We start from the raw sequence: 26,273 nt of genomic DNA on the forward strand, positions 1-26,273 counted from the left end.
GCAGGCTGTGATCGAGTTTGACCATATCGCCGTTGCCGCGGAGACGCTGGCGGTGGCACAGGCCCATGTGGAGGGCGTTCTGGGTGTTGCGATGCAGGCTGGAGGGGAGCATGCGGTGTTCCATACCCACAATATGTTGCTGGGTCTGGAGGAGGGACTGTACCTCGAATCGATTGCCAACAACCCTGATGCGCCCAGGCCTGACCGGGCGCGCTGGTTTGATCTCGACCGTTTTGTCGGGCCGGCGCGTCTGAGCAACTGGATTTGCCGCTGCGCCGATCTTGACGCCACTCTGGCAGCATTGCCGGAAGGGTTCGGTGCCCCGGTTTCGCTGCAACGCGGTGATCTGCGTTGGCGCATGGCAGTGCCTGAAAGTGGCATTCTGCCTTTTGACAATTGTGCGCCGGCCCTGATGGAATGGGAGGGCAGTCAGCATCCCGCCGCCGCATTGGCAGCATCGGGGGCGAGATTGGAAAACCTGCATGTCAGCCATCCCGAAGCCAACGCGCTTGAGGCCCTGCTCGCACCCCATCTGAGCGATCAGCGCATTCAATTTTCCGCAGGCCCGGCTGCGCTTGCCGCGGCATTGCGCGTTGACGGGGAAGTTCGGATGCTCCGCTGAAATTGCACCGATCCGGCGGGATTGCGGCCTGACTTCCTTGTGCGGCTCGGTTAGACTCTGGTCATGTCGATCTGGTTACGCATCACCGAAGCGCTTTCTGCGCTGACCTCAGGGGAGGGTCTGTCAGCGGTCTTTGACCGGTTGCGCAGCCCGCCGGAACGTTCTGTTGCCTTTACCATTGCAGTGATTGCGCTGGGGGCAAAAATGGCCAAGGCCGACGGTCAGGTTACCCGTGACGAGGTGATGGCCTTTCGTGAGGTTTTTCAGATGGCCGAGGGTGACACCGAAGGAGCCGCGCGTGTTTTCAACCTTGCGCGTCAGGATGTTACCGGATTTGACGGATATGCCCGCCGGATTGCAGCGATGTTTCGCGGTCAGCCGGAAATGCTCTGTGATGTGATGGAGGGCTTGTTTCACATTGCCATGGCGGATGGCACCTATCATCCGAACGAGGATGCGTTTCTTGAAGATGTGGCGCGCATATTTGGCATATCGGATACGCGGTTTCATGCCCTCAAGGCGCGGTTCGTGCCCGATACCACGCCGCTGCCGCATATGGTTCTGGGCATCGCCCCCAACGCCAGCCTTGCCGAAGCGCGCGCGGCCTGGCGACAATTGGTGCGCGACAATCATCCGGACGCATTGGTTTCGCGGGGGCTACCGGCAGAGGCGATCCGCATGGCCGAAAAACGCATGGTTGATATTAACCGGGCCTGGGCGACGTTGTCTGGCAAAGCGGCCTGATGCGGATCGCAACCTATAACGTCGAGTGGTTTTCTTCCTTGTTTGACGATGCAGGGGGGCTGTTTGATGACGCCGGCTGGTCCGCGCGTCACAATGTCACCCGCGCCGAACAAACCGCAGCCCTGGGCACTGTGTTTCAAGCGCTGGATGCCGATGCGATCATGGTGATCGAAGCCCCTGATGACAGCAAGAGCCGTTCGACGATTGCTGCACTTGGCACCTTTGCGGCGCATTTCGGCCTGCGCGCCCGCACCGCCGTCATCGGATTTCCCAATGATACCCAGCAGGAAATCGCGTTGTTGTATGATCCCGATGTCCTGAGTGCGCGTCATGAACCGGGCGGTGCCCTGACCGGGGTGTTGGGGGAGCAGGGGATGCCGCGTTTTGACGGCAAGTTGGCAATTGATCTGGACATTGATGCGGCAGAGGACCTGGTGGTTTTTTCAAAGCCGCCGCTGGAACTGGCGATTGAAACCAGATCGGGTTTCGGTTTTCACATGATCGGTGCACATTTGAAATCAAAAGCGCCTTTTGGAGCGCGCAGCCCGGCGCAGGCCTTGCAGATCAACATCGCCAACCGCCGCAAGCAATTGGCTCAGGCGATCTGGCTGCGCGGCCGGATCGAGGAACATCTGTCAGCAGGCAGGCCCCTGATGGTGCTGGGGGATCTGAATGATGGCGTCGGGCTGGACGAATTCGAGAACCTGTTCGGTCGCTCCTCTGTTGAGATCATTATGGGGCACGGCGGGACCGCCCCCTTGTTCGATCCGCACGCACGGCTGGCACTTTCACGTAAACTGGGCGCGATGCCAACCTCTGCACGGTTCTGGATCCGTCAGGAGAACCGGTTTTTACAAGCTTTGCTGGACTATATCATGGTCACCGATGATATCCGCGCCAGGCAGGCACGCTGGCGCATCTGGCATCCTCTTGATGATCCGGGGTGCTGGCACACTCCGGCCTTGCGTGATGCGCTTGTCCTGGCATCGGATCATTTTCCGGTAACGATTGATTTTGAGGACGGCTGATCGGCTCCCCCTCGCAATTTCGGTGTATTCATCCTATAGTGGATCCATGAAACAGATCATTTCCCATGCTGTGATTGCACTGTTCTTTGCCACCGTGGCTCAGGCGGAAGAGGCCGATGGCCTGTCCTTGATAGAACGGGGCGCACAAATGTTCCTTGAGGGGATCCTCAAGGAAATGGAGCCAGCAATTGATGAATTTCAAGGGCTTGCAGATGAGATGGGGCCGGCCCTGAAGCAGTTCGCAGACGAAATGGGCCCGAAACTTGCAGACCTTCTGACCGAGATCGAGGACTGGAGCGCCTATCAACCGCCGGAAGTCTTGCCCAATGGGGATATCATCATCCGGCGCAAACCCGACCATCCGATGACACCGCCCGATACACCGACGTTGCCCGCGCCGCAGGTTGATCTTTGATCATGACCGGGATCTTGACGTTTTTGGGGAGTTGACTGTCTTGATCTCGACCGTCGCCCCCAGAGAGGCAGCAAGGGATTCAAGCCGCGCCTGAGCCACCTCACCAAACAGCGGTAACATGTCCCGTGTCAGCCGCAGCTGAAGTTGCTTCTTCTTGGAGAACCAACGCAGTTCCCCGCGATCTTCGTCGGGATTCATCCACATCATCGCGCCGAACCGCATGGCTTTGCCGACGATTTCCGCATCGGCGCGTTGTTTTTCGTCCAACATTTCATAAAGATCGTTGAACCGCTTGTTCTCGCGTTTGTTGGAATAGCGGTGCAGCAAACTCAGCCCCAAGAAAATACGTTCGGAATGTTTCAGCCCACCCAGATTGGCCCGCGTGGCATTGTCAAAGCAGACCTCGGCCCGGTAATCGGGATGGGCACGCCAGCTGACATCATGTAACAGGCAGGCCGCCTTGATCAGCCGTTTACGCGGGGCGGGAGCGGATTTGAACAATGGCAGGATGAAGTTGTTCAGGATCTTGCCAAAGCCCGGCATGCGGGCATCTTTCGCCTCGGCAAAACGGCAGGCTTCGATCAGGGGATCACGGTCGCGCAGGCGCTGCGGCATTTGTTCATAGAGCATGCCCTCGCGAATACCGTAACTTGATACTGCTATGTCCTTGGGCCGGAATGTTTTTATCAAGCGACCCAGAACTTCGGCGGCATAGGGAACCAGCGCCATCCGATTGGAAGAGACGCCGGAAATCTGGCGCAATTCTTCGGGATCTGTTTGCTTGATGTATTTGACCGTCGCTGAAACCGCGCGCGACGTCATGCGGTATTCATGCAGCACTTGCAGGGGATAGCCGCGTCGTGCCATGTCGATACGGGCGATGGCACGCCATGATCCACCGACCAGAAACAGTCGGTCCCGCTGTGCGCCCATGGCGTCTTCGAGACCTGCCATCACCTCTGCGATATGGGCTTTTCGGGCCTTGGCACCGCCCTTGATGTCGCGCAGTTTCAGCGGACCAAGTTGCGAAGTCTCGCGCCGCCCGACGCGCCCGCCCGAGATTTCGGCAAGTTCCATCGAGGAACCTCCGATGTCACAGACCAGCCCATAGGCTCCGGGCCAGCCCAGCAATACACCCTGGGCGGAGAGGCGCGCTTCTTCCTTGCCGTCGATGACCCAGATCCGCAAACCTGTTTCACGCAGCACTTCGTCGCGGAAATCGCGCCCGTCGCTGGCATCACGCACGGCAGCAGTGGCAACGACCGACAGTTCGGACAAGCCCATGCCATCGGCCAACTTTTTGAAGCGGCGCATGGCCGACATGGCACGCACACGCCCCTCTGGCGACAGATGTCCGGTTTCCGCCATACCAGCACCAAGGGCGCACATGATTTTTTCGTTGTAGAAATAGGCAGGCGAGCGCGCCGCGCCGTCAAATACTACCAGACGGACAGAGTTTGATCCGACATCAACCACACCGACACGCGCCAAAGCACGGGCCGAGGGATCTTGAAACAGAGGTTTGCCAAAAAGACCCAGATCGGCGACTCCGGTTTCTGGAACCGCCGTGGGGCTCGTTTCGGTCCGGTCTGCCATGCGCTCTCCTCGTGCGGCCGGTCACTTGGGCAAGATGTGCCAGCAATAGGGTGGGGTCAATCGTTAACCCCTGTTTTCTACAGTGTTATCCGATCAGTCGTCGGTATGGGTTAACTTTGGTACATCCGATGCGCCCGCCGACCCACGCCCCGAAAGCGAGGGGTTCTCCATGAAAAAGCGGTGGCAACTAAAGGTGAACTGCCCTTCCTGATAGGCGGGGCGCGTGAATTTCCCATCCGGTGACATGACCCAGCTCTGCGCCACGTCCGCCAGATTGGCGGCCATGATCTGGCTGACGATCTGTGCCTTGACGGTCGGGTTTTCGATTTCGACCAAAGTTTCGACACGCCGGTTCAGGTTGCGCCCCATCCAATCCGCTGAGGAGATAAAGACACGCGCCTTTTTGTGTGGAAGGCCAGAGCCGTTACCAAAACAAACGATGCGCGAATGTTCAAGGAAACGGCCAACGATGGATTTGACGCGGATATTTTCAGACAGTCCCATCACACCGGGGCGCAGTCCGCAAATGCCACGGATCACCAGACTGATCTGCACCCCGGCTTGTGATGCGGCATATAGCGCGTCGATCACCTCGGCGTCGATCAGCGAATTCATCTTGGCCCAGATCACTGCGGGTTTGCCTGCACGGGCATGATCCGCTTCGGCAGCGATCATGGCCAGCAGCCGGGGTTTCAGGGTTGTTGGGGAAATCGCTAGGTTATCAAGGCTGTCAGGCTGTGCATACCCGGACAGATAGTTAAAGACCTTTGTCGCATCGCGCCCCAGTTTCTGATCGCAGGTGAACAAGGATAAATCGGTATAGATCCGCGCCGTGATCGGGTGGTAATTGCCGGTGCCATAATGGGTGTAAGTGACCAGTTGTCTGCCTTCACGTCGCACGACAGTAGAGATTTTCGCGTGTGTTTTCAGATCGATGAAACCATAGACCACATGTGCCCCAGCGCGTTCCAGGCGACGGGACTGACGGATATTGGCCGCCTCGTCAAAGCGCGCCTTGAGTTCGACCAGGGCGGTGACGGATTTGCCATCTTCCGCCGCTTCGCACAAAGCTTCGACAATCGGGCTGTCGCGCGATGTGCGATAGAGTGTCTGTTTGATCGCCACCACATCGGGGTCACGCGCAGCCTGGTTGATAAAGCGCACAACCATGTCAAAGGTCTCGTAGGGGTGATGCAGCAACATGTCCTTTTGACGAATGGCCTTGAACATGTCGCCATCATGGTCGGTCACACGCTCGGGAATGCGCGGTGTGAATACCGGCCACAGCAGGTCCGGACGTGCGTCGGTGACCAGTTCAGACAGGTCATCTACACCGATCATGCCGTCAATCTCGATAACGTCGCGCTCATGCACCCCAAGTTCGGCCATGATCACCGACTTCAGTTTTTCCGGCGCACCGGAGGAATGGGTCAACCGCACAACCTCGCCTCGCCGCCGCCGTTTCAGGGCAACCTCGAATTCGCGCACCAGGTCTTCGGCCTCGTCTTCGACTTCCAGATCGCTGTCGCGCAAGACACGGAATTCAAAGTGGGATTTCAATTTGTATCCTGGAAAGAGGTCAGGAATGTGAATGACCAGCAAATCTTCAAGCGGGAGATAACGCAAACTGTCGTCGGGGGCGGGCAGGGCGACGAAACGGTCGATCTGCGCCGGAATCGGCAACAAGGCTTGCAAGGGACGTTTGTCGCTGGTCCGTTCAAGCTGCAATGCCAAAGCGTAACCGGTATTGGGGATAAATGGAAACGGATGCGCAGGGTCGATCGCAAGAGGTGACAGAACCGCAAAGACCTGATTCAGAAAGACATCCATCAGATAGGTCAGGTCATGCTCTGTCAGATCCGCCGTGCGCTCCAGAAAGATGTTTTGCGCGTCCATTTCTGCCATCAGGTCAACCAGCACACGCTGTTGGTTCATCATCAGACTGCGGGCATCCTCGTTGATCAGCACCAATTGCTCCGCAGGTGTCAGCCCGTCAGCCGCAGGTGTGGTATTGCCCGCCTGTGCCAGTTCACGCAAACCTGCAACACGGACGGTGTAAAATTCATCCAAATTATCCGCTGAAATCGACAGGAACCGTAACCGCTCCAACAGGGGGACGCGGGGGTTTTCGGCTTCTTCCAGCACGCGCCAGTTGAAGTCGAGCCAGCTCAACTCGCGGTTAAAGAAACGGCCGGGGCCGTTCAGGTCAAGCGCAGGTATCTCGACAGCGGGTGGAAAGCGACCCGTCAGAAAATCGGTTTGAGTCATAGCGGCCTTATGGGGCTGGAATGTAAAAGATTTGTGATAGTTCGAGCGCGATCAAACCCAGTATCACGCGTCCGGGGTAGTATTGTCCAGCACCCTGGCCGCGAGTGCAGTTGTAATGGGTTTTTGCCGCGCAAGGCTGGCAGCATCGAGGCGCGCAACCAGTTCGATGGCACCTGCATAGGACCGGTCCATCCGTTTGAGCAGATAACTGATCAGGGCTGGCTTGGGTACGAGTTGCCGGTCGGCCATCAGCTTGACCAACAGGGCAGACAAAAGCGCATCGTCAGGGGCTTCGACCGCGCAGGAAGTGGTCCCTTGAAGACGGCTCATCAAATCGGGCAGGTGCAGTCCCCACCCGGTGACGGGCGGTCTCCCGGTCATAAGCAGGCTTTTGCCTTCGGCCAATGTCAGGTTGTGCAGGTGAAAGACTGCAGTCTCGGTCTCTGAATCGCCCGCAATTTCGGGCAGGTCTTCCACAACGACATGATGTCTTGCAAGCCTGGGTACCTCCGCCTTGACCAGATCAGAGGCGGCAATGATTTGCGCCCCGGTAACGCGCGCCCACACATGCGCAAGGTGGGTCTTGCCTGCCCCCTTGGGACCACAGAGCACCAGTTTGCCTCCGGCCCAGGCGGGCCATGTGTCAATCATCGCAAGTGCGACGGCATTGGAAGGCGCGACAAAAAATGCATCCCTGTCCAGCGCCGTGCGGCTGGGCAGGTCAAAGCCGAGTTGCTCTGCCATGTCAGATCCCGTCAGAGTTGGTCGAATTCTGGGATTGCTCGGGGCTGTCCACGCCGCGATAGAGCAGACTTTGACGGTATTGTGCGACGCCAAAGCGCGCGAGCACCCCCAATGCGGCGGCCAGGGGTACGGCAACCAACATACCGACAAAGCCGAAAAGCGTACCAAAGACCGAAAGTGAAAGAATCAACCAGACTGGATGCAAGCCCACTGAGTTGCCCACCAATTTGGGAGTCAGGATATTGCCTTCGATCACCTGTCCCAAGGCAAAGATACCCGCAACCAGGCCGATCGACAGCCAGTCACCCCAGAACTGAAACAGCGCCAGCCCGATCGCCAGGGCCCCGCCCAAAAGGGCACCCAGATAGGGAATAAAGGTCACAAGACCGGCAATAAAGCCGACAACCAGTCCGAATTGCAGCCCCACGACCATTAACGCGATGGCATAATAGGTGCCAAGCACCAGGCAGACGGTGCCCATTCCACGAATGAACGAGGCGAGAGTCTTGTCGATCTCGCGCGCCAGATGGCGGATCGTGGGTGCATGATCGCGCGGGATGAGCGTATCGATCGAGGCAACCATACGGTCCCAGTCCAGCAGCAGATAGACAGCAACAACCGGGACAATGACAAACAACACAACGATGTTCAGGATCGATGCAAAGGACGAAAGCGCGGTTTCAAGCAATTTTCCACCGCGTTCCTGAATGGTGGCACCCAGTGAAGTAAGCGAGGTGCTGAGTGTCGAGCTTTCATCAAGCAGGGCAGGAAAACGCTTGGTCAGAAAGGCGGTGAAATCGGTGAACAATTGCGGCGCGGTTTTGACCAGATTCACCGCCTGGGAACTGAGTGTCGGAACGATCAACAGGGTGATCACGACAAACATCAGGATGGCCACCACCGTGATCAGGGCGGTAGCAAAGGTGCGGCTGAGCCCCAGCCGCTCAAGCCGGTCGGCGACAGGATCAAGGAAATAGGCAATGGCCCCCCCCAGCAGGAAGGGCATCAGGACATCGCCCAGGAACCACAGGATGACCAGAAACACCGCCATGGCGATGCCCCAGTATTTCAGTTGGTCGCGGATCGGCAATGCCATGAGGGTTCTCCGTTAGCTGCAGGCCTCACATTGCGCGAACAAGGCTGCATTTCAAGGGCCGAACCGTGAAAACATCTGCTGGACCGGTCTTGACTTGGCGGTACGAAAGTCTCCACATCGGCGAAAAGGAGAGCCATTCATGCATAGCGAATTTGACCGTGAACTCGAAGAACGTCTGGTCCGTTACGCCGCCATCGACAGCCAGAGCGATGCGGCATCCCCAAGCCAGCCCAGCACTGCCATCCAATTGGACATGTCGCGCCTGTTGGTGGCTGAACTGGAAGAAATGGGGGCCAAGGATGTTCAGTTGACCGATTATGGTGTTGTCCTGGCCACGATTCCCGCAACGGCAGAAGGTCCGTTGATGGGCTGGTGCGCCCATGTGGATACAGCACCGCAGTTCAATGCATCCGGGGTAAAGCCCGTGGTGCATCGTGGCTATAACGGTGGCGACATCACCTTTGCCGATGCACCTGAATTGAAACTGTCGCCGGAAAACTCGCCCCATCTGGCGGGAAAGCAAGGCGAGGATATCATCACGGCAAGCGGTCTGACGCTCCTGGGTGGAGATGACAAGGCAGGGGTTGCCATTGCCATGACCGCCGCGCGACATTTGCTGACTAACCCCGAGATCAAACATGGTGGCATCCGGCTGGCCTTTACTCCGGATGAGGAAATCGGACGTGGCGTGGATCCACGGTTGCCGGCGGATTTTGGTGTGGATTTTGCCTATACCTTTGACGGCGGCAAACCCGGAGAGATCGAATTCGAGACCTTTTCGGCGGATGGGGCCGTGATCAAGGTGGTGGGGGTCTCGGCGCATCCGGGCTTTGCAAAAGGCAAGATGGTCAATGCCCTGCATCTTGTTTCCAAGATCGTTATGATGCTGCCGCAGGTCGCGCTTACCCCAGATACAACCGATGGCACGGAAGGCTTTATTCACGTGTCCGAGATCAACGGTGGATCGTCAGAAGCCGAGATCACCCTGATCCTGCGTGATTTCGAACTGGACGGACTTGCGGCCAAAGGGGATCTGTTGCGCCGGATCTGTGACACCGTTGCAGCGACGGAACCACGGGCGCGCATCACCTGCGACATCACTGCACAATATCGCAACATGCGCTACTGGCTGGAAAAAGACATGACACCGGTCGACCTGGTGCGGGCCGCGGTGGCCGATGTGGGGCTGGACCCGGTATCCGTGCCGATCAGGGGGGGGACGGATGGGTCGCGCCTGACCGAGATGGGTGTACCCTGTCCCAATGTCTTTACCGGGATGCAGGAGATTCACGGGCCGCTGGAATGGATTTCGGTGCAGGATATGGCTTTGGCTACCCGTGTTGCCCTGGCCCTTGCCCAGCGGGCTGTGAGCTAAAGGCGCAGGCAGAGCCTGCATATGATTGATTGATTTTCCTGGCGGAAAATCTGTTGGAGGCTCTGCCTCCAAACCTCCGCGGTATTTGCCGGCCAAAAAGAGAAGATCGTTGTAGCGGGCGTGGCTTTGAATTAGTCAACGCGGGATATGAAATGTGTTTCGAGGAATGTTCCCATGCGAATGAGCCGTTATTTCCTGCCTGTGCTGAAAGAGAACCCTTCCGAGGCGCAGATTGTCAGCCACCGGCTGATGCTGCGGGCGGGATTGATCAAGCAGTCGGCGGCGGGGATTTATTCCTGGTTGCCGATGGGGTTCAAGATTTTGCGCAAGCTTGAAAACATCGTGCATGAAGAGCAGGCACGGGCAGGGCATCTGGCGATGTTGATGCCGACGATCCAATCTGCCGACCTGTGGCATGAAAGTGGCCGCTATGATGCCTTTGGGGATGAAATGCTGCGGCTCAAGGACCGCGGCGGGCGCGAGATGTTGTTCACGCCGACCGCCGAAGAGTTGATCACGGATATTTTCCGTTCGCATGTCAGCAGCTACAAGGACCTGCCGCTGACGCTCTATCAGATCCAGTGGAAGTTTCGTGACGAAGTGCGACCGCGCTTCGGTGTGATGCGGGGGCGCGAATTCCTGATGAAGGACGGCTATAACTTTGATCTGACCAAGGAAGATGCGCTGCACAGTTACAACCGTCATCTGGTGACCTATCTGCGGACCTATGAGCGTATGGGCTTGCAGGCGATTCCGATGCGGGCGGATTCGGGTGCCATGGGTGGTGATAACACCCATGAGTTTCTGGTGCTGGCGGAGACCGGTGAATCCGAAGTGTTCTACGACAGTGCAGTGACGGATCTGAGCTTTGGCGACCGCGAGATCGATTATGGCAGTGTAGCGGATTGTGCCGCGGTGATGGAGGAATTCACCACGAAATACGCCCGCACCGACGAAACCCATGATGAGACCCTGTTTAACGCGGTACCCGAGGAGCGCCGCCGCAGGGCCCGGGGCATCGAAGTGGGACAGATCTTTTATTTCGGGACCAAGTATTCCGAAGCGATGGGCGCGACTGTTCAAGGCCCTGATGGCAAGTCAACTGCGGTGCATATGGGCAGTCACGGCATTGGCGTCAGCCGCCTGTTGGGGGCGATTATCGAAGCCAGCCATGACGAGAAAGGCATCATCTGGCCCGAAGGGGTGACGCCATTCCACGCCGGAATCGTGAATTTGAAACAGGGAGATGCCGAAGCCGATGCAGCTTGTGACGCGCTTTATTCGGCGCTGGAACTGCTGGGGCTCGACCCGCTGTATGATGATCGCAAGGAACGTGCGGGCGGCAAGTTTGCCTCGATGGATCTGATTGGTTTGCCATGGCGGATAACGGTCGGGCCGCGCGGATTGAAGAATGGTGTCGTGGAACTGACCTGTCGGCGCACGGGGGATAGCGAGGAATTGCCACCAGAGGCCGCAGTGCAGAAACTGGCGCAAATCTATGCCGGTATCGCCTGAGGTGTCGATCCGGCCGGAGGCACGGGAGGGGTGGCCCCCGATCGGGAGCCGGTGCCGATGATCTTGCGCGTGTTGACCCTTGCCGGCGGTATTGCCGGTGCGGCGGCAACGTCGCAATTTCCGGAGTTTTCGCAGCAATACACCCAACGTCTGGGCGGTGCGGTTGATGCCCTGGCCGATGTGGTGGCGGATTTCGATGCTTCTGCGGCGGCGGTTGGTCTTAGCCGCGAGGCAGCCCTGACTCAAATGGTAGGCAGTGATTTTCTCGAACGACGGCGGGTGGATATGACCGTGACCTTTGCACGTCATGCCCGGTTGAGCGCGGATCTGGCGGCACTGGAGGGCCAGGGCCCATTCATGCGCGCCTATCATCTGCCACGGCTTCGGGATCGGCAGATCGCACAGGCAGCCTGGCATGCCTATCAACCTGCATTGCCGCTGAATTTTGCCGGGATCAGTTTCGCCCTGACCGGTTTCCTTGTGGGTGGCGGGTTTTCAGCGGTGTTGTTCCGGTTGCTACGCTGGCCGTTTCGCCGCCGGTCCGCCGGGGCCAAGACCGCTTGACCGCCCCACGTCAAACCGCCACCTTGCGCGGTACCTCTGAGGACTTTTATATGGCGCAGACGCCCCCTTTTGCAGCTTTTGAATGGATGATCGCCTGGCGCTACCTGCGCGCGCGGCGTGCCGAGGGCGGCGTCAGCGTTATGACATGGATCAGCCTGATCGGCATCACATTGGCGGTGTTTGCCCTGATCGCAACCCTGTCGGTGCGTTCGGGGTTTCGGGCGGAATTTGTTGACACCATTCTGGGCGCGAATGCCCATGTGACTGTCTATCAGATGGGCGAGGTGGCGGCCAACGGCCAGATCGATCGCAGCATTGCCGACTATGAAAGCCTGGCCGCAGAGGTCGCGCAGGTGCCTGGCGTGACCCGTGTTGCACCCCTGGTGCGCCAACAGGTGATGGCGAACAGTGGACAGTCCAATGCGGGCGTCGAGGTATTCGGCATTGCGACTGATGATCTCAAGACCATCCCGCGCATTGCGGTGTCGGAACAGGCAGAGGGTGACATCAACCGTTTTGACGAAGGCATTGCCATCGGCATCGGTGTGGCCCGCACCCTGGGGGTGACGGTGGGGGACCGCGTCAAGCTGATTTCGCCTAATGGTGTGAAAACCGCGTTTGGCACCAGCCCGCGTGTGAACGCATATGAGGTGGTATATATCTTTGCGGCCGGGCGGTATGACATCGACCGAACCCGTGTTTATCTGCCTCTAAGAGAGGCACAAATATTTTTCAATCGTGAAGGGTTGGCAGATGAACTTGAAGTCATGGTCGAAGATCCGGAAGCCGTCGATGATATGGCAATGCAACTGTTGCAGGCCGCTGGCCCAGGCGGCCAGATCTGGACCTGGCGGGATGCATCGGGGTCTTTCCTGAGCGCTCTGGACATCGAAGACCGCGTGATGTTCGTGATCCTGTCAGTGCTGGTCTTGATCGCTGCGATGAACATCGTGTCAGGGCTGATCATGCTGGTCAAAAACAAGGGCCGCGATATTGGTATCCTGCGCACGATGGGCCTTACACAGGGGTCAATCATGCGGGTATTTTTTATCTGTGGTGCCTTTACTGGCATCATTGGCACGGGTTTGGGTGTTGTGTTCGGTTGTCTGTTTGCCGTTTATGTCGACCAGATTTTCGGGTTTGTGAACTATCTTTCAGGGGGCACGGCATGGGATGCCTCGATACGTGGCATCTATTTCCTTCCAGCCAAGCTGCAATTGGGGGATGTGCTGTCGGCCATCAGCCTGTCTTTGGGCCTGTCCTTTGTCGTGACGATCTTTCCGGCGCGGCGTGCGGCGCGGATGAACCCGGTGGAGGCATTGCGGTATGAATGATCCGGTTCTCCAGCTTGAAAACATCACCAAGGTCTATAACCTGGGTAAACCGAACGAAGTGCAGGTCCTGCGCGGCATCGACCTGACGCTTGCGGCGGGCGAGGTGGTGGCACTGGTCGCGCCATCGGGAGCGGGCAAATCGACACTGCTGCATATCGCGGGGCTGTTGGACACACCTGACAGTGGCACCGTGCGGATCGCAGGGGATGATATGACAGGACAATCAGACCGGCGGCGCACCCGTATACGCCGGTCTGATGTCGGATTCATCTATCAATTCCACCATCTGCTGCCGGAATTTTCGGCACTTGAAAACATCCTGTTGCCGCAACTGGCAAATGGAGTTCCCCGTGCTCAGGCCGGGATCCGGGCCTTGGCATTGCTTGAAAAAGTCGGAATTGCCCCTCGCGCCGATCACCGTCCCGCTGCGCTCTCGGGTGGAGAACAGCAGCGGGTGGCATTTTGTCGCGCACTTGCCAATGCGCCGCAATTGCTCCTGGCGGATGAACCAACCGGCAACCTTGATCCTGCGACTTCGGATCAGGTGTTTGCCGCATTGCTTGATCTGGTTCGGGAAACCGGGCTTTCGGCGCTGATCGCCACCCACAACCTTGATCTTGCTGCCCGTATGGACCGTCAGATCAGGCTCGACTCAGGGCAGCTGGTGCCGGTGTAAAGCGCAGATAGTCTTGACGCAGGATACACCCTTGCCCACAGTTTGCTTTGGGGGTTTCAAATCCTCGCAGACAAGGGTTAACGATGGTTCAGGTTTCGTTAGACAAGATACAACAAACGGTTCAGGCGGCCTTGCTTGCCCATGGAGCTGACGGGTTTCCCGCTGCTGAGGTCGCGCGGGCCGTGGCAGAAGCCGAAGCCATCGGGAACAAGATTTGCGGGCTTTACTATGTTGAAAGCTATTGCCTGCAACTCAAGTCCGGTCGCGTGGATGGCAGCGTCACGCCAACGGTCAACAAGGTGCGCAGTGCCAGCATTCATGTGGACGCGCATTTTGGCTTTGCACAGCCTGCCTTTGCCTATGGCCTACCGGTTGCTCTGGATGCGGCGCGTCAATCGGGGATCGCCTCACTTGCGGTGGGTCATGCCCATACCTGCACCTCACTGGGCTATTTTACCGAACAAATCGCCCGTGCAGGTTTTATCGGCCTTGGCTTCACCAATGCTTCGCCCATTGTGGCCGCACCGGGGGGCAAGACCCGTGTGATCGGAACCAATCCGATTGCGTTTTCCGTCCCCGATGGCGCGGGCGGCATTGCAATGCAGTTTGATCAATCTACCTCGACCGTGGCGCTGGGCAAGATCACCATGGCCAAAGCCGCAGGCGAAAGCATCCCAGAAGGCTGGGCGGTGGATGCACAGGGCAATTCCACAACAGACCCTGCCAAAGCCATAGAAGGTTCGCTGGTTTCGATGGGCGGATACAAGGGCTGGGGGTTCGGTTTGATGGCCGAAATTCTGGCGGCTGGTTTGACCGGCGGTGTGCTTTCGCGCGATGTCAAACCGCTGAAGACCCCCGAGGGCAAACCACATGATCTGGGGCAATATTACATTGTGATCGACCCCGCCAATGCGCCTGATTTTGCCGACAAACTCGAGATATTGAGTGCCGAGGCCAGCGCCGATGAAGGTGCGCGGATGCCCGGCCAGAACAAGCAACGAATGGATCCGGTAGAGGTGCCGGATGCGCTTTGGGATCAGATGTTGGCGCTGGCCGGTTAAACTTGGCGTGGCCTGCTGGTTCTTCCTGCCGGTTCGGCAATGCCTGTTACAGCACCCGGTTCCGAATGTACTGCGAGCTTGCGACACATCCGGTAAACCGTCACCAACGCCCCGCGCAGCACACTACCGGTGAGTTGCCTTATTGCGCGATTTTTCGGCATCGTATTGATGTGGATCATGGACCTAGTCACCGCACCGGCAGAATGTGACCGGAATAGCAACTTAGGAGAATTTGCCATGCCCGTCCTTCGCACATCTCTGGGTGCCGGTATCGGTCTTGTCCTGCTGGCGGCCTGTGCACCGAATTCCATGCCCGACGCGCCTGAAGGGGCGGCGTTTTTTGCGGCAAATTGCGTGGCCTGCCATGGTGGCGATGCGCGTGGTGCGGGGGCTGCGGATACCTGGCTGACTGCGCGGCCACCGGATCTGACGGTTCTGGCGCGCGACAATGGCGGTGTGTTCCCGACGGCGCGGACACTCAGCACGATTTGGGGGGATCCCGAGCAAAGCCATCTGGCCCGCGTGATGCCCCAATTCGGCGGTGCGATGGCGGATGATCTTGTGCCGGTCGAGGTCGACGGTGTGCTGACGCCGACACCGCGTGCCCTGGCCGGTGTGCTGGCCTATCTCGAAAGCCTGCAACGCTAGCCACAAATCCCGCGCGGATCGACCCCGTCCCAGGGCAGGCGCAGATTCCATTCTCGCGACTGGGGCAGGGGCGTCACCGGCATGACCTGGGCGATCAGCCCGTGCAGGCGCTCGGTGCGCGGTGCTGTCGGTGCCATGGCACGGCAGCAGACATATTCCTCGACAATCGACCCTTGCTGTTCATAGGCAAAATCGCTGAATTTGCGGTCGTCGTCGATTTCAAACAGATAGGGATCGGCGCTGCCGCTGTGTTCGGATGCGGCGCGCAGCGGTGAATATCCAGTTGTGGCGCGGTTCTGCCATTGCCAGACATGGGTCAGCTCATGCGCGAACAGCATCGCGGCGATCAACCCGATGGTGTCAGGATAGTCGGGCAGATAGTCCTCGATATACCAGTCCTTGTCGAACAGGATGCGGTTATATAGCGCCACAGCGGCGGGCTTGCTTGTCACGATTTCATCTGTGGGGGGCGGCAGGATCAGCTCACGGCAGGTGGTGCGCGGACGCGGCTTGCGCCGGAACGTCACGGCGCGGGTCGGTGCCCCGTCATGCAGCCGAACCCGATCATAGTTCAGCGTGTCACCGTGTATCGTGCCGAGGAAGGCGCGTTCATTCTCGGTCAGAGGGCGGCTGCAGGCAGTCAGCAGCAGACAGACCAGCATTATTAGCGCAGTCGTCCTCATCACCGTGCAAAGGTAGCCGTGGCCATGGCAACGGCTTTGCCCGAAGGTTCGGCGATCAGGGTGCAACGGGTAAACATCATGGACTTCCCCGCCCGGGTGACTTCGGCCTCACAGCGGATGCTGTCGCCCGTTGCCGGGCGCAGAAACTGTGTGTCCAGCGTGACGGTGCCCACGGGCTCGGGCGCGTCCAGATGCCCGAAACAGGCCAAGACCATCGCGGTATCGGCCAGCGCGGTGAGGGCCTGTCCACAGACAATGTCGCCAATGCGTTTGATGTCGGGCGTGATCGGAATGGTCATGACGGTGCGCGCGGCGGAGATTTCGCTGATCACGGGGGACAGGGCCTTGATCCAAGGGGCGAACCCCTGATCAAGGATGGTCTGGGCGGTTTCGGGTGTCATGTCTGCGGTTTCCGTTATGCGTGGGTTGCACCCACCCTACGGCGTCATTTCGGGGATTGGTAGGGTGGTGCAACCCACGCTGCGCGACACTTGCCCACATGGGGAGGGGCTTTAGGCAGGACGATAGTTTGGGATGCAAAGCCAATCAAGAGCCATCAACTGGCTTAGAGGCGTTCTGACTCATCAAGTTTAATCTATCGCGAAAGGCACGAATATCAGCTTGATGGCCAATATGAGAAATACTCTTTGGTCTGATGCATAGCCCTCGTTCAGCGACTTGAAGCACGCCGTCATGGCCTCTTACTCCCCACATCAATTTCCCCAATAGACCTACAAGTACAGTGCCAACCTTATCTTTATCAGGCTCGTTAGCTACGAACCGGAACGCCCCCACTACGATGTCTGTTATTGATGAAAGATGTGAGTGATTTGTTCCTGTGTTATCGATTGAAACGATGTGCTCCAATCGTTTCCTAGTTTCTTTGAATTCCATTCCGAACTGGAAAATCTCTCTGAAATACTGAAGCTGCTTAAAGTCAGTGGTTTGATCGAAAAATGCTATCCCTCCAACCTTTCCATTTTCCCGCAAGAATTGGTCAAACTTCAACAATAATGTGTTCGTGCCGAATTTCATTCGATCGCTATGTTCTTGGCCCTTTGCTATCGCGTGTGGGACGACATAGCAGCAAATTTTGCAACCTTGATCTCCCGCAAGTCTGAGAACCTCGTTCTTAATTTCGGCGTGAGCTGAACGCTCGACAATTTTTGGGTTTGGTGCTCGGGTTAGATTTTAAATCGTCTGCGTCTTCGAAACCATACTTTTTCCGCAAGTCGGCTATGCCACGATGTAGATTAAGGACCTTGTCGGTATCATAGAAAACACCTGCAAAAACTATGAACTGCTTTGAGCCGTCTTGGTCAGCCTCGTCCGCAACCATCAGATACAATACAGGCCCCCCTCAAACATCCAGTTCCTCCATATCCGCAAACTTCGCGTTCTCCTGAATGTACTGGAACCGCAACTCCGGCTTCTTCCCCATCAGCCGCTCTACCAGATCACCGGTCTCGCCGGGTACATCCTCCTGCACTGACACGCGGATCAGCTTGCGTGTGGCGGGGTCCATGGTGGTTTCTTTCAGGTCCTTCGCGTCCATCTCGCCCAGCCCCTTGAAACGTTGCAAGTCGATCTTGCCCTTGCCGCCCAGGCCTTTTTCCAGCCAGTAGTCCTTCTCTGCGTCATCGGCGACATAAAGCCGCTTGGCCCCCTGTGTCAGGCGGAACAGCGGCGGGCAGGCGAGGTAGAGGTGGCCGCCATCAATCAATGGCCGCATCTGGGTGAAAAAGAATGTCATCAGCAAAGCGGCGATATGCGCACCGTCGACATCGGCATCGGTCATGATGATGATCTTGTCATAGCGCAGATCATCAAGGTTGAATTTGGTGCCCATGCCTACGCCCAGGGCCTCGCACAGGTCATTGATTTCGGCATTTGTCGTCAACTTGTTTGACGCCGCCCCCAGCACGTTAAGGATCTTGCCTTTCAGGGGCAACAGCGCCTGCGTCTTGCGATCGCGCGCGCCCTTGCCAGACCCCCCCGCGGAATCGCCCTCCACGATGAATAATTCCGTGCCGACGCGGTCCTTTGAGGTGCAGTCGGTCAGCTTGCCGGGCAGGCGGAGCTTCTTGGTTGCGGATTTGCGTGCGGTTTCCTTTTCCTGACGCCGGCGCAGGCGTTCCTCGGCCCGCAGCACCAGAAAATCAAGGATCGCACCGGCGGATTTGGTGTCGGAGGCCAGCCAGTTGTCAAAGTGGTCGCGCACCGCGTTTTCCACCATGCGTTGCGCTTCGACCGTGGCCAGTCGGTCCTTGGTTTGGCCCACAAATTCCGGCTCTCGGATAAAGCAGGAGACCAGCGCGCAGCCCCCTGTAATCAGGTCCTCGCGGGTGATCGTGCCCGCCTTGCGGTTGCCTGCCAGTTCGCCATACGCCTTGATGCCCTTGAGGATCGCGGCCCAAAAACCGGCCTCATGGGTGCCGCCCTCGGGCGTGGGGATGGTGTTGCAATAGGATTGGATAAATCCGTCCCGCGAGGGGGTCCAGTTGATCGCCCATTCCACCTTGCCCGGCGTGTTGAACTTGTCCTTGAAGTCAACCATGCCTGCAAAGGGTTCTTCGGCATAAGCCATTGCACTGCCAAGGCTTTCCTTCAGATAATCCGACAGGCCACCGGGAAAATGGAACTTGGCCTCTAGCGGTGTATCGCCGTCATTCTGCGCGGTTTTCCAACGGATTTCGATGCCCGAGAACAAATAGGCCTTGGAGCGGGCCATCGCAAACAAACGCGCCGGTTTCAACCGCAAGGGACCAAAGATTTCTGCATCCGGATGAAAGGTGACGGAGGTGCCGCGCCGGTTGGGGGCGGCCCCGACCTTTTCCAGCGGCCCCTGCGGAATCCCGCGCGAAAATTCCATTGCGAATAATTCACGGTTGCGCGCCACTTCGACGCGCAGATGGTCTGACAGGGCATTCACAACCGAGGATCCGACCCCGTGCAGACCGCCCGAGGTCTCATAGGAATCGCCCGAGAATTTGCCACCTGCGTTCAGGGTGCAAAAGATGATTTCAAGCGCGGATTTGGACGGATCCTTCGGGTGCGGTCCTGTGGGAATGCCGCGCCCGTTGTCCCGCACGGTGACATGGCCGTTTTCGTGCAATTCAAGCTCGATCCATGTGGCATGACCTGCCACTGCTTCGTCCATCGAGTTGTCAATGATTTCGGCGACCATGTGATGCAGGGCGCGGTCGTCCTTGCCACCGATATACATGCCGGGACGCAGGCGAACATGCTCCATATCCTCCAGCACTTCGATAGAAGAAGCGTCATAGTCACTGGGGTCTTGGCCGGACAAAAGATCGGTCATTAAATCGCCTGTATGTTATTGCTCACCGTCGTCTGGGATTATGTCAGAGCGCGCAGCCATGGGAAAGGGGGACAAGGGTGATCCCGTCAGGGAGTTTCCGGGGGTTTCCAGCACGGTTCCAACCTTAACAGCGCTTTGAATACTGCGGCTTTCCAGAGCCTGATCAAACTGCGTAGAGGATCCATTAACTAAATTCGGGCTACTTCTGAGCGATGGATGTTCAAGATCTCCAGATTTCTATCGCCGGAAAGGTTGCTCATTGTCGTTGATCGAAAAGTACCGGCTTGCTTTCGGGATCTCACCCGTTCCAATGCTTCTGGTTGCGCAGGACGGCAAGATATTGTTGGCCAATGCCGATTTCGAAGCGCTTTTTGAATATGATCTGGATGAATTGACGGGCATGGATGTCGAGGTGCTGATGCCTGTACGCCATCGCAACCATCAGGCGGCGCTGCACAGTGCCTATGTACAGGCTTTCACGCAACGGCACCCGGGGACCAGCCGCGATCTGCATGGGGTGACGAAAACCGGGGCCTTGATCCCGCTCGAACTCAACCTCGAATATATATCCGAAGGCAGCGAAACCATGATGCTTGTCGTGGCCATTGATCTGCGTCATCGCAAGTTTCACGAGGAATTGTTGCACAGTGCCATGGATGCTGCCGCCAGCGCCATGATCATGGTCAATGAACGGGGGGAGATTGTCTTTGTGAACCGCTCCGCCACCTCGCTGTTCGGATATGAAGAAAACGACATGCTTGGCCAACGGGTTGAAATGCTGGTCCCCAAGGAATTCCAGCGTGTGCATCAGATCTATAGCGGCAATTTTATGGACAACAGGACGGCCCGTGCCATGGGACTGGGACGCGATCTTTATGCCTGCCGTCAGGACGGCAGCCGTTTCCCTGTCGAAATCGTGCTGACCCCGGTGGATGCGCCAACGGGGAAAATGGTGATGAGCACCATCGTTGATCTTACCGAACGCTTTGCTGCAGCCAAGGCCGTGGCGCAAAAGAACGCGGAATTGGCCGCGTTGAACATCGAGCTTTCGCATTATGCCTATAGTGCCAGTCATGATCTCAAGGCTCCCTTGCTATCCATCACCGGCCTGTTGAGCCTGAGCATCGAAGCGATGGAAGAAGGACAGATTGATGAGCTGCGTGAAAATCTGACCCGGGCCATCGAAATCAGCCGCCGCAGCGCACATAAGGTCGAAGGGGTGTTGCAAATCGCGCGTGTCGGCCGTGATGGCATGCCGAAAACGCCAGTGTTGCTTGAACCGACGATTCAGGAAATCTGGCTGGATCTGACCGGAGGCAACAGCCGCGCCAGGCTTGCATTGGATTTGCGGCACAGGGATCCGGTGGTGACCGAACTGCCGACCCTGAAAGTGATCATCGAAAACATGCTGTCCAACGCATTGCGCTATGTTGACACGGCAAAATGCGAACATCTGATAGGTATCACCAGCACAACAGAGGGCGGCCATGTCCGCATCACCATTTCAGACAATGGAATCGGCATCCCCGCCAGAAATGTGCAACAGGTTTTTCAGATGTTCAAAAGGCTGGATGAACGCAGCGGCGACGGCTTGGGGCTTTCATTGGTCCAGAAACAGATTGAACGGTTGGGAGGACGGATTGCAGTGGAAAGCACTGAAGGAGAGGGCACAAGATTCACCTTTACCCTGCCTTCGGAGGAGAACGGGCATGTGTAGGGTTTCCGTCATGATCGTCGATGATAACGAAGCCGACCGTTTCATCGTCAGAAAAAGACTATCGAAAGCCGGCGTATTCGAAGAGCTGCGTGAAGCCACCAATGGGGAGGAATTCCTGCAAAAGGTGTCGCGCGATGCAGGAGAATTGCATGTCGCGGATCCACCACTGGTTATCCTGATGGACGTCAACATGCCGCGCATGGATGGGTTTCAAACCATTGAGGAATTACAGCGTCGCGTCGCGAAGGGTACAGCACATGCCTGCGTGGTTGTCATGATGTTCACCTCGTCCAGCAACCCTGAAGATCTGGCGCGGGCCGAACAGATCGACATTGTCAAAGGCTATCTTCATAAGCCCCTGGAAAAAGAGGGGGTGGAGAAGATACTGGAAATCTATCATTCCTGACATTTCGCAATCATGCCATTGCATCCGCAGCGATTTGGGACAGGTGCGAAACCGATGTTTCTTTGAATCAGGTTTTACCCTGTACTGGATCGGCCATGGTTTGTGCATGCGGTTTAGGGCAGACTTTGCCCATGCGCCGCGTCAGGCGCGAAACTGCCCGTTTCCTCCAGATCAGAAAGCCACCGATATGCCCTGGATCAAAACCATCCCCTTTGACGCCGCCACAGGCAAACTACAGGCGCTCTACAAGCGTGTCACCGGACCTGGCAATAACGTCGACAACATCATGATGATGCATTCCCTGCGCCCCCACAGCATGGAGGGACATATGGCGTTATACAAATATGTGCTACATCACCGCGACAATACCGTGCCAAAATGGTTTCTGGAAACGCTGGGCGTTTGGGTGTCTTCGCTGAATCACTGTGACTACTGCATCGCGCACCATTTTGCCGGTCTCAAACGCCTGATGCGCGATGATGCGCGTGCAGATGCCCTGCGGCATGCCATTGACGCGGGTGACATCGATGCTGCGCCGCTTGACGCGCGTGAGCAGGCGGCATTGACCTATGCAAGGAAGCTTACCATCGCGCCGCAGGAGATGGTTGAGGGTGACGTGCAAAAGTTGCGCGCAGCAGGCTGGGATGATGGCGAGATACTTGAGATCAATCAGGTTTCTGCCTATTTCGCCTATGCCAATCGAACAGTGTTGGGGTTAGGTTGTTCCACCAGCGGTGACGTGATCGGCCTGAGCCCCGGCAATAACGATGACCCCGACGATTGGGGCCATGCCTAGGGCGCTGTGCATCTGGTTTCAATCGACCCAACCCAGAATGGCATCTGCAACGGCCTGTGGTTTCTGGTGGTGCAGCCAGTGATCTGCTCCGGGGAACTCGACCCGGGTCAGATCCTTTGCAAATGCCTCAAGTCCCTCGGTCGCCTCGGGCAGCAATGCAGTGTCCTCGCGCCCCCAGATCAGCAAATGCCGACAGTGCACATGCAGCCTGTCCAGCGGCAAATCAGGCAGGGTCGCGGTCTCGCCGCTCTTGGGTACAACCAGCGGCGACGCACGATACCAATTGAGCATGCCCCGCATCCTGCCCTCACGTCCCCATTCGCGTTTGTAGGCCGCAGCGGTCGCGGCATCAGACCAGGCGTGATCCATATTGGCCGAAAACAACGCGGTCAGTTTGGCGAAGTCATCTGCCATCAGCCTGTCCTCGGCACCTTCGGCACGAAGATAATGAATATATTGCGAGGCGTCGGTCTGTGGTCCCCCGGCCGCCAGTGCGCGTTGGAAAGGCACAGGATGCACGCCGTTCAGGATAATCAGATCTGACACCAGTTCGGGGCGGAACATGGCGAGCCCATAAGCCACTGCCGCCCCCCAATCATGTCCCAGAACATGCACCGGCCCTTCCCCGATCAATGTCGCCATATCACCGATGAGCCTTGAGGTGGCATAGGCAGAGACCTCGGAGGGGGCCCAGCTTTGACCAAAACCGCGCTGGTCGGGGGCAATACAATGAAAACGTTGCGAGAGCAGCGGGGCCAATTGCGCCCATGCCCCTCCGTATTCGGGAAACCCGTGCAACAACAGAAGCCTGGGGAGGTCTTCATTCCCCCAGTGACGCACAAAAAACGGACGGCCATCCAGGTCCACAAACTCTGATTTTGGCTCGGTCATCACGGCTCCTTTCGCCTACATCACGGCTGGCAGGTGGGTTTTCAGGTGGTCAAATACCCGTCTGATACGCGCCACATGGGCCTGATCTTCGTGGACCACCAGCCAAATCGGCATCTTGTATGATATTTCGGGCAACACCCGCACCAACCCCAGTCGCGCAGCCAGTTTGGCCTGGCAAACGCCAACACCCAGACCCTCCACAATATGTGCGATCTGCGCCAGAGGATCGTCACAGCGCACCACGAGGCAGCCAGGCGGCGCCACCCCGGCCGCGATCAATCCTGGCAGGATCAGATCCTCGCGGTCGTCGGCGATAAAGGGGATGGTGGTGATCTCTTCCACTGTTTGCGGCGCGGGGAAGCCCGGCGCGGCAAACAGGCCGATGTCAACCGGGGACAGGGATTGGGCTACCATCATCTGTTGGCGCGGCGGCGTAAACCGGATGGCAATGTCGGCGGCACGCTGGGCCAGGTTTTCCGCCTGATCGGTTGCGGCAATTTCAAATCTCAAACCGGGCGTGCGCGTGCGCAGGGTGGCCAGTACGGGTGGCAGGACATGGGTGGCAACGATGCGGCTGGTGGTGATACGTACAACGCCGCCCAGGGTATCGGCGGTGGTGGTCGCCGCGCGATGCATTGCGGCAGCCTGTTCCAGCACGGCTTGCGCCATCGGGTACAGGGTTTGTGCCAGCTCTGTCGGGGTCAACCCATTGGCGGCGCGCGTAAAAAGTGCCGCGCCGATGTCGGATTCGAGGGCTTCGATATGGCGGCGCACCGTGGGCTGGGCCAGCCTCAGCGCACGTGCCGCCGCGCTGAGAGAGCCGTGACGCATCACAGCGTGAAAGGCGGGGATATGATCCATCGCAGGTACGCTCATCAAAATATGTTAGCTGACTGAACTCAAATAGACAATTTCATTCGACCGATGGCTTTGCAAAGATGCCCCGTAAGTGCAAAAAGGACAGTCACATGACGGCATCACTCTCGACCCTGACACCCCATCAAACCGGTCCCATTGCCCTGACGCTAAGAGCAGAGGGGCTGGTCATTGCATTCGCGGCACTGGCAGCGTTTTCCCAGACCTCCGCATCCTGGGTGCTGTGCGCAGTGCTCTTCTTTGCACCGGATCTGGCCATGATGGCCTATTTCGCAGGCAACCGGTACGGTGCATTCTGCTATAATCTGTTTCACAGCTATATTGGGCCGATCGTCTTGTTGGGCATATCGATGATAGCACAAACTTTGTGGCTTGCTCCCGTTGCTTTGGTCTGGATCGCCCACATCGGCTTTGACCGTGCGCTTGGGTATGGTTTGAAATATGGCTCGGGATTCAAACAAACCCATCTCGGACGGGTCTGATCCCCTCTTTTCCTCTGCATCTTCCCGGCGTAAGGCTGAAGCATGAGTATTCCCATGACCAAAAGCAGCCATGTTCGCGCCATTCTGACCCTTGGCCTCCCCTTGATCGGGGGGCATCTGGCGCAGATTGCGATTACCGTGACCGATACGGTCATGGTGGGCTGGTATTCCATCGAAGGCCTGGCGGCGGTGACGCTGGCGGGCACCTATTTTTTCGTGCTGTTCATTTTCGGATCCGGCTTTGCTTTTGCGGTGATGCCCATGGTCGCCGCCTTTGCCGCCGAAGAAGACGAAGTCGCCATCCGTCGCACCACGCGCATGGGTTTGTGGTTGTCGCTGGCATTTGGCGCTATTGCGCTGCCATTGTTGTTGTTTGCGCAACCCGTCTTGCGGCTTTTGGGGCAGGGCGAAGCGGTTGCACAACAGGCCGCATCCTATCTGTCGGTTGCGGGCTGGGGCATATTGCCGGCGCTTCTGGTGATGGTGCTGAAATCCTATCTGGCAGCGCTTGAACGGACGCAGGTGGTTTTGTGGATCACGCTACTGGCTGCAGCGGTGAATGCGCTGGCCAATTATGCCTTCATCTTCGGCAATTGGGGCGCGCCGGAACTGGGCGTTGTCGGTGCCGCCCTTGCCTCGCTCAGCACGCAAATCGTCTCGCTGGTGGGGGTAATCCTTTACATCCTGATTGTCGTGCCGCAACACCAGTTGTTTGTCCGTTTCTGGCGGGCGGATTGGCAAATGCTGGCGCGGGTGTTCCGACTGGGCCTTCCAATCGGCCTGACCACCCTTAGCGAAGTAGGGTTGTTTGCCGCATCGGCAGTGATGATGGGCTGGCTGGGCACAATCCCGCTGGCGGCGCATGGGATTGTGATGCAGTTGGCGTCGATGACCTTCATGGTGCATCTGGGGTTCAGCAATGTGGCAACGATCCGTGCAGGCAATGCGCTGGGGCGTCGTGACGCGCCGCATATGGCACGTGGGGCATTGATCGTGACAGCAATGTCAATCGTGTTTGCCGCTGTCACCATTTGTATCTTTGTGATCTGGCCAGAACCGCTGATCCTCCTTTTCATGCAGAATGATGAACCTGCGCGCGCTGAAATTCTTGCTGTTGGCGTCGGCCTTCTGGCCGCTGCTGCACTGTTTCAATTGATGGATGGCACACAGGTCATTGCCCTGGGGTTGTTGCGTGGGGTGCAGGATACAACGGTGCCCATGTGGATGGCCGCGTTCAGCTATTGGGTTGTTGGAGTCCCATGCTCCTACTTGCTGGGCTTTGTGCTGGGCTGGGACGGCATCGGCGTCTGGGCCGGTTTGGTAATCGGGTTGGGCGTGGCTGCTGTATTGCTGAATTTGCGGTTCTGGCGTGTGACAATGCCCGGGATGCAGCGGCTGCAGCAGCAAAGCTGAC

The 26,273-nt window shown here is 57.7% G+C and carries 25 protein-coding genes and 1 pseudogene; 16 read left to right on the top strand and 10 right to left on the bottom strand.

What is annotated here, in order from left to right; all coding sequences use genetic code 11:
• Nucleotides 1-7: 7 nt before the first annotated feature.
• The 4 genes from OS190_RS06065 (at nt 8) to OS190_RS06080 (ending at nt 2,809) form a co-directional block, all read left to right on the top strand.
• A complete protein-coding gene (locus OS190_RS06065) occupies nt 8-622 on the top strand; it encodes a VOC family protein (RefSeq protein ID WP_267157766.1) in 615 nt (204 codons plus the stop codon).
• A gap of 63 nt (nt 623-685) precedes the next feature.
• A complete protein-coding gene (locus OS190_RS06070; protein ID WP_267157767.1) occupies nt 686-1,366 on the top strand; it encodes a molecular chaperone DjiA in 681 nt (226 codons plus the stop codon).
• Entirely contained in the window at nt 1,366-2,394 is a 1,029-nt protein-coding gene (locus OS190_RS06075; protein ID WP_267157768.1) for an endonuclease/exonuclease/phosphatase family protein, read from the top strand. Before OS190_RS06070 ends, OS190_RS06075 begins: the two co-directional genes overlap by 1 nt.
• A 46-nt stretch (nt 2,395-2,440) precedes the next feature.
• On the top strand, nt 2,441-2,809 hold the full coding sequence (locus tag OS190_RS06080) for a hypothetical protein (RefSeq protein WP_267157769.1): 369 nt from the start codon (nt 2,441-2,443) through the stop codon (nt 2,807-2,809).
• On the opposite strand, the gene OS190_RS06085 is transcribed toward OS190_RS06080, so the two are convergent.
• The 4 genes from OS190_RS06085 to OS190_RS06100 form a co-directional block, all read right to left on the bottom strand.
• On the bottom strand, nt 2,810-4,405 hold the full coding sequence (locus OS190_RS06085; protein ID WP_267157770.1) for a Ppx/GppA family phosphatase: 1,596 nt from the start codon (nt 4,403-4,405) through the stop codon (nt 2,810-2,812).
• A gap of 93 nt (nt 4,406-4,498) precedes the next feature.
• The gene (locus OS190_RS06090) at nt 4,499-6,673 is read right to left on the bottom strand and encodes an RNA degradosome polyphosphate kinase (RefSeq protein WP_267157771.1); all 2,175 of its coding nucleotides are present in this window, start codon (nt 6,671-6,673) and stop codon (nt 4,499-4,501) included.
• Between the two features lie 63 nt (nt 6,674-6,736).
• Complete coding sequence (locus OS190_RS06095) at nt 6,737-7,417, bottom strand: P-loop NTPase family protein (RefSeq protein WP_267157772.1); 681 nt, start codon at nt 7,415-7,417, stop codon at nt 6,737-6,739.
• 1 nt (nt 7,418) lies between these two features.
• Entirely contained in the window at nt 7,419-8,513 is a 1,095-nt protein-coding gene (locus tag OS190_RS06100; RefSeq protein ID WP_267157773.1) for an AI-2E family transporter, read from the bottom strand.
• Nucleotides 8,514-8,652: 139 nt separating this feature from the next.
• On the opposite strand from OS190_RS06100, the gene pepT reads away from it, so the two are divergent.
• The 7 genes and pseudogenes from pepT (at nt 8,653) to OS190_RS06135 (ending at nt 15,686) form a co-directional block, all read left to right on the top strand.
• Nucleotides 8,653-9,888, top strand: a complete 1,236-nt coding sequence (gene pepT / locus OS190_RS06105) for a peptidase T (protein ID WP_267157774.1) — start codon at nt 8,653-8,655, stop codon at nt 9,886-9,888.
• Between the two features lie 174 nt (nt 9,889-10,062).
• A complete protein-coding gene (gene proS, locus OS190_RS06110) occupies nt 10,063-11,403 on the top strand; it encodes a proline--tRNA ligase (protein WP_267157775.1) in 1,341 nt (446 codons plus the stop codon).
• Nucleotides 11,404-11,460: 57 nt separating this feature from the next.
• Complete coding sequence (locus OS190_RS06115; protein WP_267158310.1) at nt 11,461-11,967, top strand: DUF2937 family protein; 507 nt, start codon at nt 11,461-11,463, stop codon at nt 11,965-11,967.
• A 50-nt stretch (nt 11,968-12,017) separates the two neighbouring features.
• Nucleotides 12,018-13,301 carry a lipoprotein-releasing ABC transporter permease subunit gene (locus OS190_RS06120; protein ID WP_267157776.1) on the top strand — a complete coding sequence of 428 codons (1,284 nt, stop codon included), beginning with the start codon at nt 12,018-12,020 and terminating at the stop codon, nt 13,299-13,301.
• A pseudogene (locus OS190_RS06125) lies at nt 13,294-13,827 on the top strand (ABC transporter ATP-binding protein); the annotation flags it as partial. The gene OS190_RS06120 and the pseudogene OS190_RS06125, both read left to right, overlap by 8 nt.
• 233 nt (nt 13,828-14,060) lie before the next feature.
• Nucleotides 14,061-15,038: an Ldh family oxidoreductase gene (locus tag OS190_RS06130; protein WP_267157778.1), complete on the top strand. Its 978-nt coding sequence runs from the start codon at nt 14,061-14,063 to the stop codon at nt 15,036-15,038.
• 237 nt (nt 15,039-15,275) lie between these two features.
• On the top strand, nt 15,276-15,686 hold the full coding sequence (locus tag OS190_RS06135) for a c-type cytochrome (RefSeq protein WP_267157779.1): 411 nt from the start codon (nt 15,276-15,278) through the stop codon (nt 15,684-15,686).
• Here the strand turns inward: OS190_RS06135 and OS190_RS06140 are convergent.
• From OS190_RS06140 to OS190_RS06155, 4 genes are all read right to left on the bottom strand, one after another.
• Complete coding sequence (locus OS190_RS06140; RefSeq protein ID WP_323370616.1) at nt 15,683-16,348, bottom strand: hypothetical protein; 666 nt, start codon at nt 16,346-16,348, stop codon at nt 15,683-15,685. The two genes, OS190_RS06135 and OS190_RS06140, sit on opposite strands and share 4 nt — an antisense overlap.
• Before the next feature lie 20 nt (nt 16,349-16,368).
• Nucleotides 16,369-16,770: a PaaI family thioesterase gene (locus OS190_RS06145; RefSeq protein ID WP_267157781.1), complete on the bottom strand. Its 402-nt coding sequence runs from the start codon at nt 16,768-16,770 to the stop codon at nt 16,369-16,371.
• Between the two features lie 145 nt (nt 16,771-16,915).
• Entirely contained in the window at nt 16,916-17,404 is a 489-nt protein-coding gene (locus OS190_RS06150; protein ID WP_267157782.1) for a hypothetical protein, read from the bottom strand.
• A gap of 325 nt (nt 17,405-17,729) precedes the next feature.
• A complete protein-coding gene (locus tag OS190_RS06155) occupies nt 17,730-19,691 on the bottom strand; it encodes a DNA gyrase/topoisomerase IV subunit B (protein WP_267157783.1) in 1,962 nt (653 codons plus the stop codon).
• A gap of 259 nt (nt 19,692-19,950) precedes the next feature.
• Between OS190_RS06155 and OS190_RS06160 the strand changes: the two genes are divergently transcribed.
• The 3 genes from OS190_RS06160 to OS190_RS06170 all read left to right on the top strand — a co-directional run bounded on the left by OS190_RS06160 (nt 19,951) and on the right by OS190_RS06170 (nt 22,610).
• The gene (locus tag OS190_RS06160; RefSeq protein ID WP_267157784.1) at nt 19,951-21,408 is read left to right on the top strand and encodes a sensor histidine kinase; all 1,458 of its coding nucleotides are present in this window, start codon (nt 19,951-19,953) and stop codon (nt 21,406-21,408) included.
• Nucleotides 21,401-21,814, top strand: coding sequence for a response regulator (locus OS190_RS06165; protein ID WP_267157785.1), 414 nt, complete (start codon nt 21,401-21,403; stop codon nt 21,812-21,814). Before OS190_RS06160 ends, OS190_RS06165 begins: the two co-directional genes overlap by 8 nt.
• A gap of 187 nt (nt 21,815-22,001) precedes the next feature.
• On the top strand, nt 22,002-22,610 hold the full coding sequence (locus tag OS190_RS06170) for a carboxymuconolactone decarboxylase family protein (RefSeq protein ID WP_267158311.1): 609 nt from the start codon (nt 22,002-22,004) through the stop codon (nt 22,608-22,610).
• 18 nt (nt 22,611-22,628) lie between these two features.
• Here OS190_RS06170 and OS190_RS06175 read toward each other — a convergent pair whose 3' ends face one another.
• Both OS190_RS06175 and OS190_RS06180 read right to left on the bottom strand, forming a co-directional pair.
• A complete protein-coding gene (locus tag OS190_RS06175) occupies nt 22,629-23,501 on the bottom strand; it encodes an alpha/beta fold hydrolase (protein WP_267157786.1) in 873 nt (290 codons plus the stop codon).
• 15 nt (nt 23,502-23,516) lie between these two features.
• Nucleotides 23,517-24,362 carry a LysR family transcriptional regulator gene (locus OS190_RS06180; RefSeq protein ID WP_267157787.1) on the bottom strand — a complete coding sequence of 282 codons (846 nt, stop codon included), beginning with the start codon at nt 24,360-24,362 and terminating at the stop codon, nt 23,517-23,519.
• A 107-nt stretch (nt 24,363-24,469) separates the two neighbouring features.
• On the opposite strand from OS190_RS06180, the gene OS190_RS06185 reads away from it, so the two are divergent.
• Both OS190_RS06185 and OS190_RS06190 read left to right on the top strand, forming a co-directional pair.
• Nucleotides 24,470-24,859: a DUF4260 domain-containing protein gene (locus OS190_RS06185; RefSeq protein WP_267157788.1), complete on the top strand. Its 390-nt coding sequence runs from the start codon at nt 24,470-24,472 to the stop codon at nt 24,857-24,859.
• A 42-nt stretch (nt 24,860-24,901) separates the two neighbouring features.
• The gene (locus tag OS190_RS06190; protein WP_267157789.1) at nt 24,902-26,272 is read left to right on the top strand and encodes an MATE family efflux transporter; all 1,371 of its coding nucleotides are present in this window, start codon (nt 24,902-24,904) and stop codon (nt 26,270-26,272) included.
• The last annotated feature ends 1 nt before the right edge of the window (nt 26,273 follow it).

It is taken from the genome of Sulfitobacter sp. F26204, from assembly GCF_026410305.1.
GTDB lineage: Bacteria > Pseudomonadota > Alphaproteobacteria > Rhodobacterales > Rhodobacteraceae > Sulfitobacter.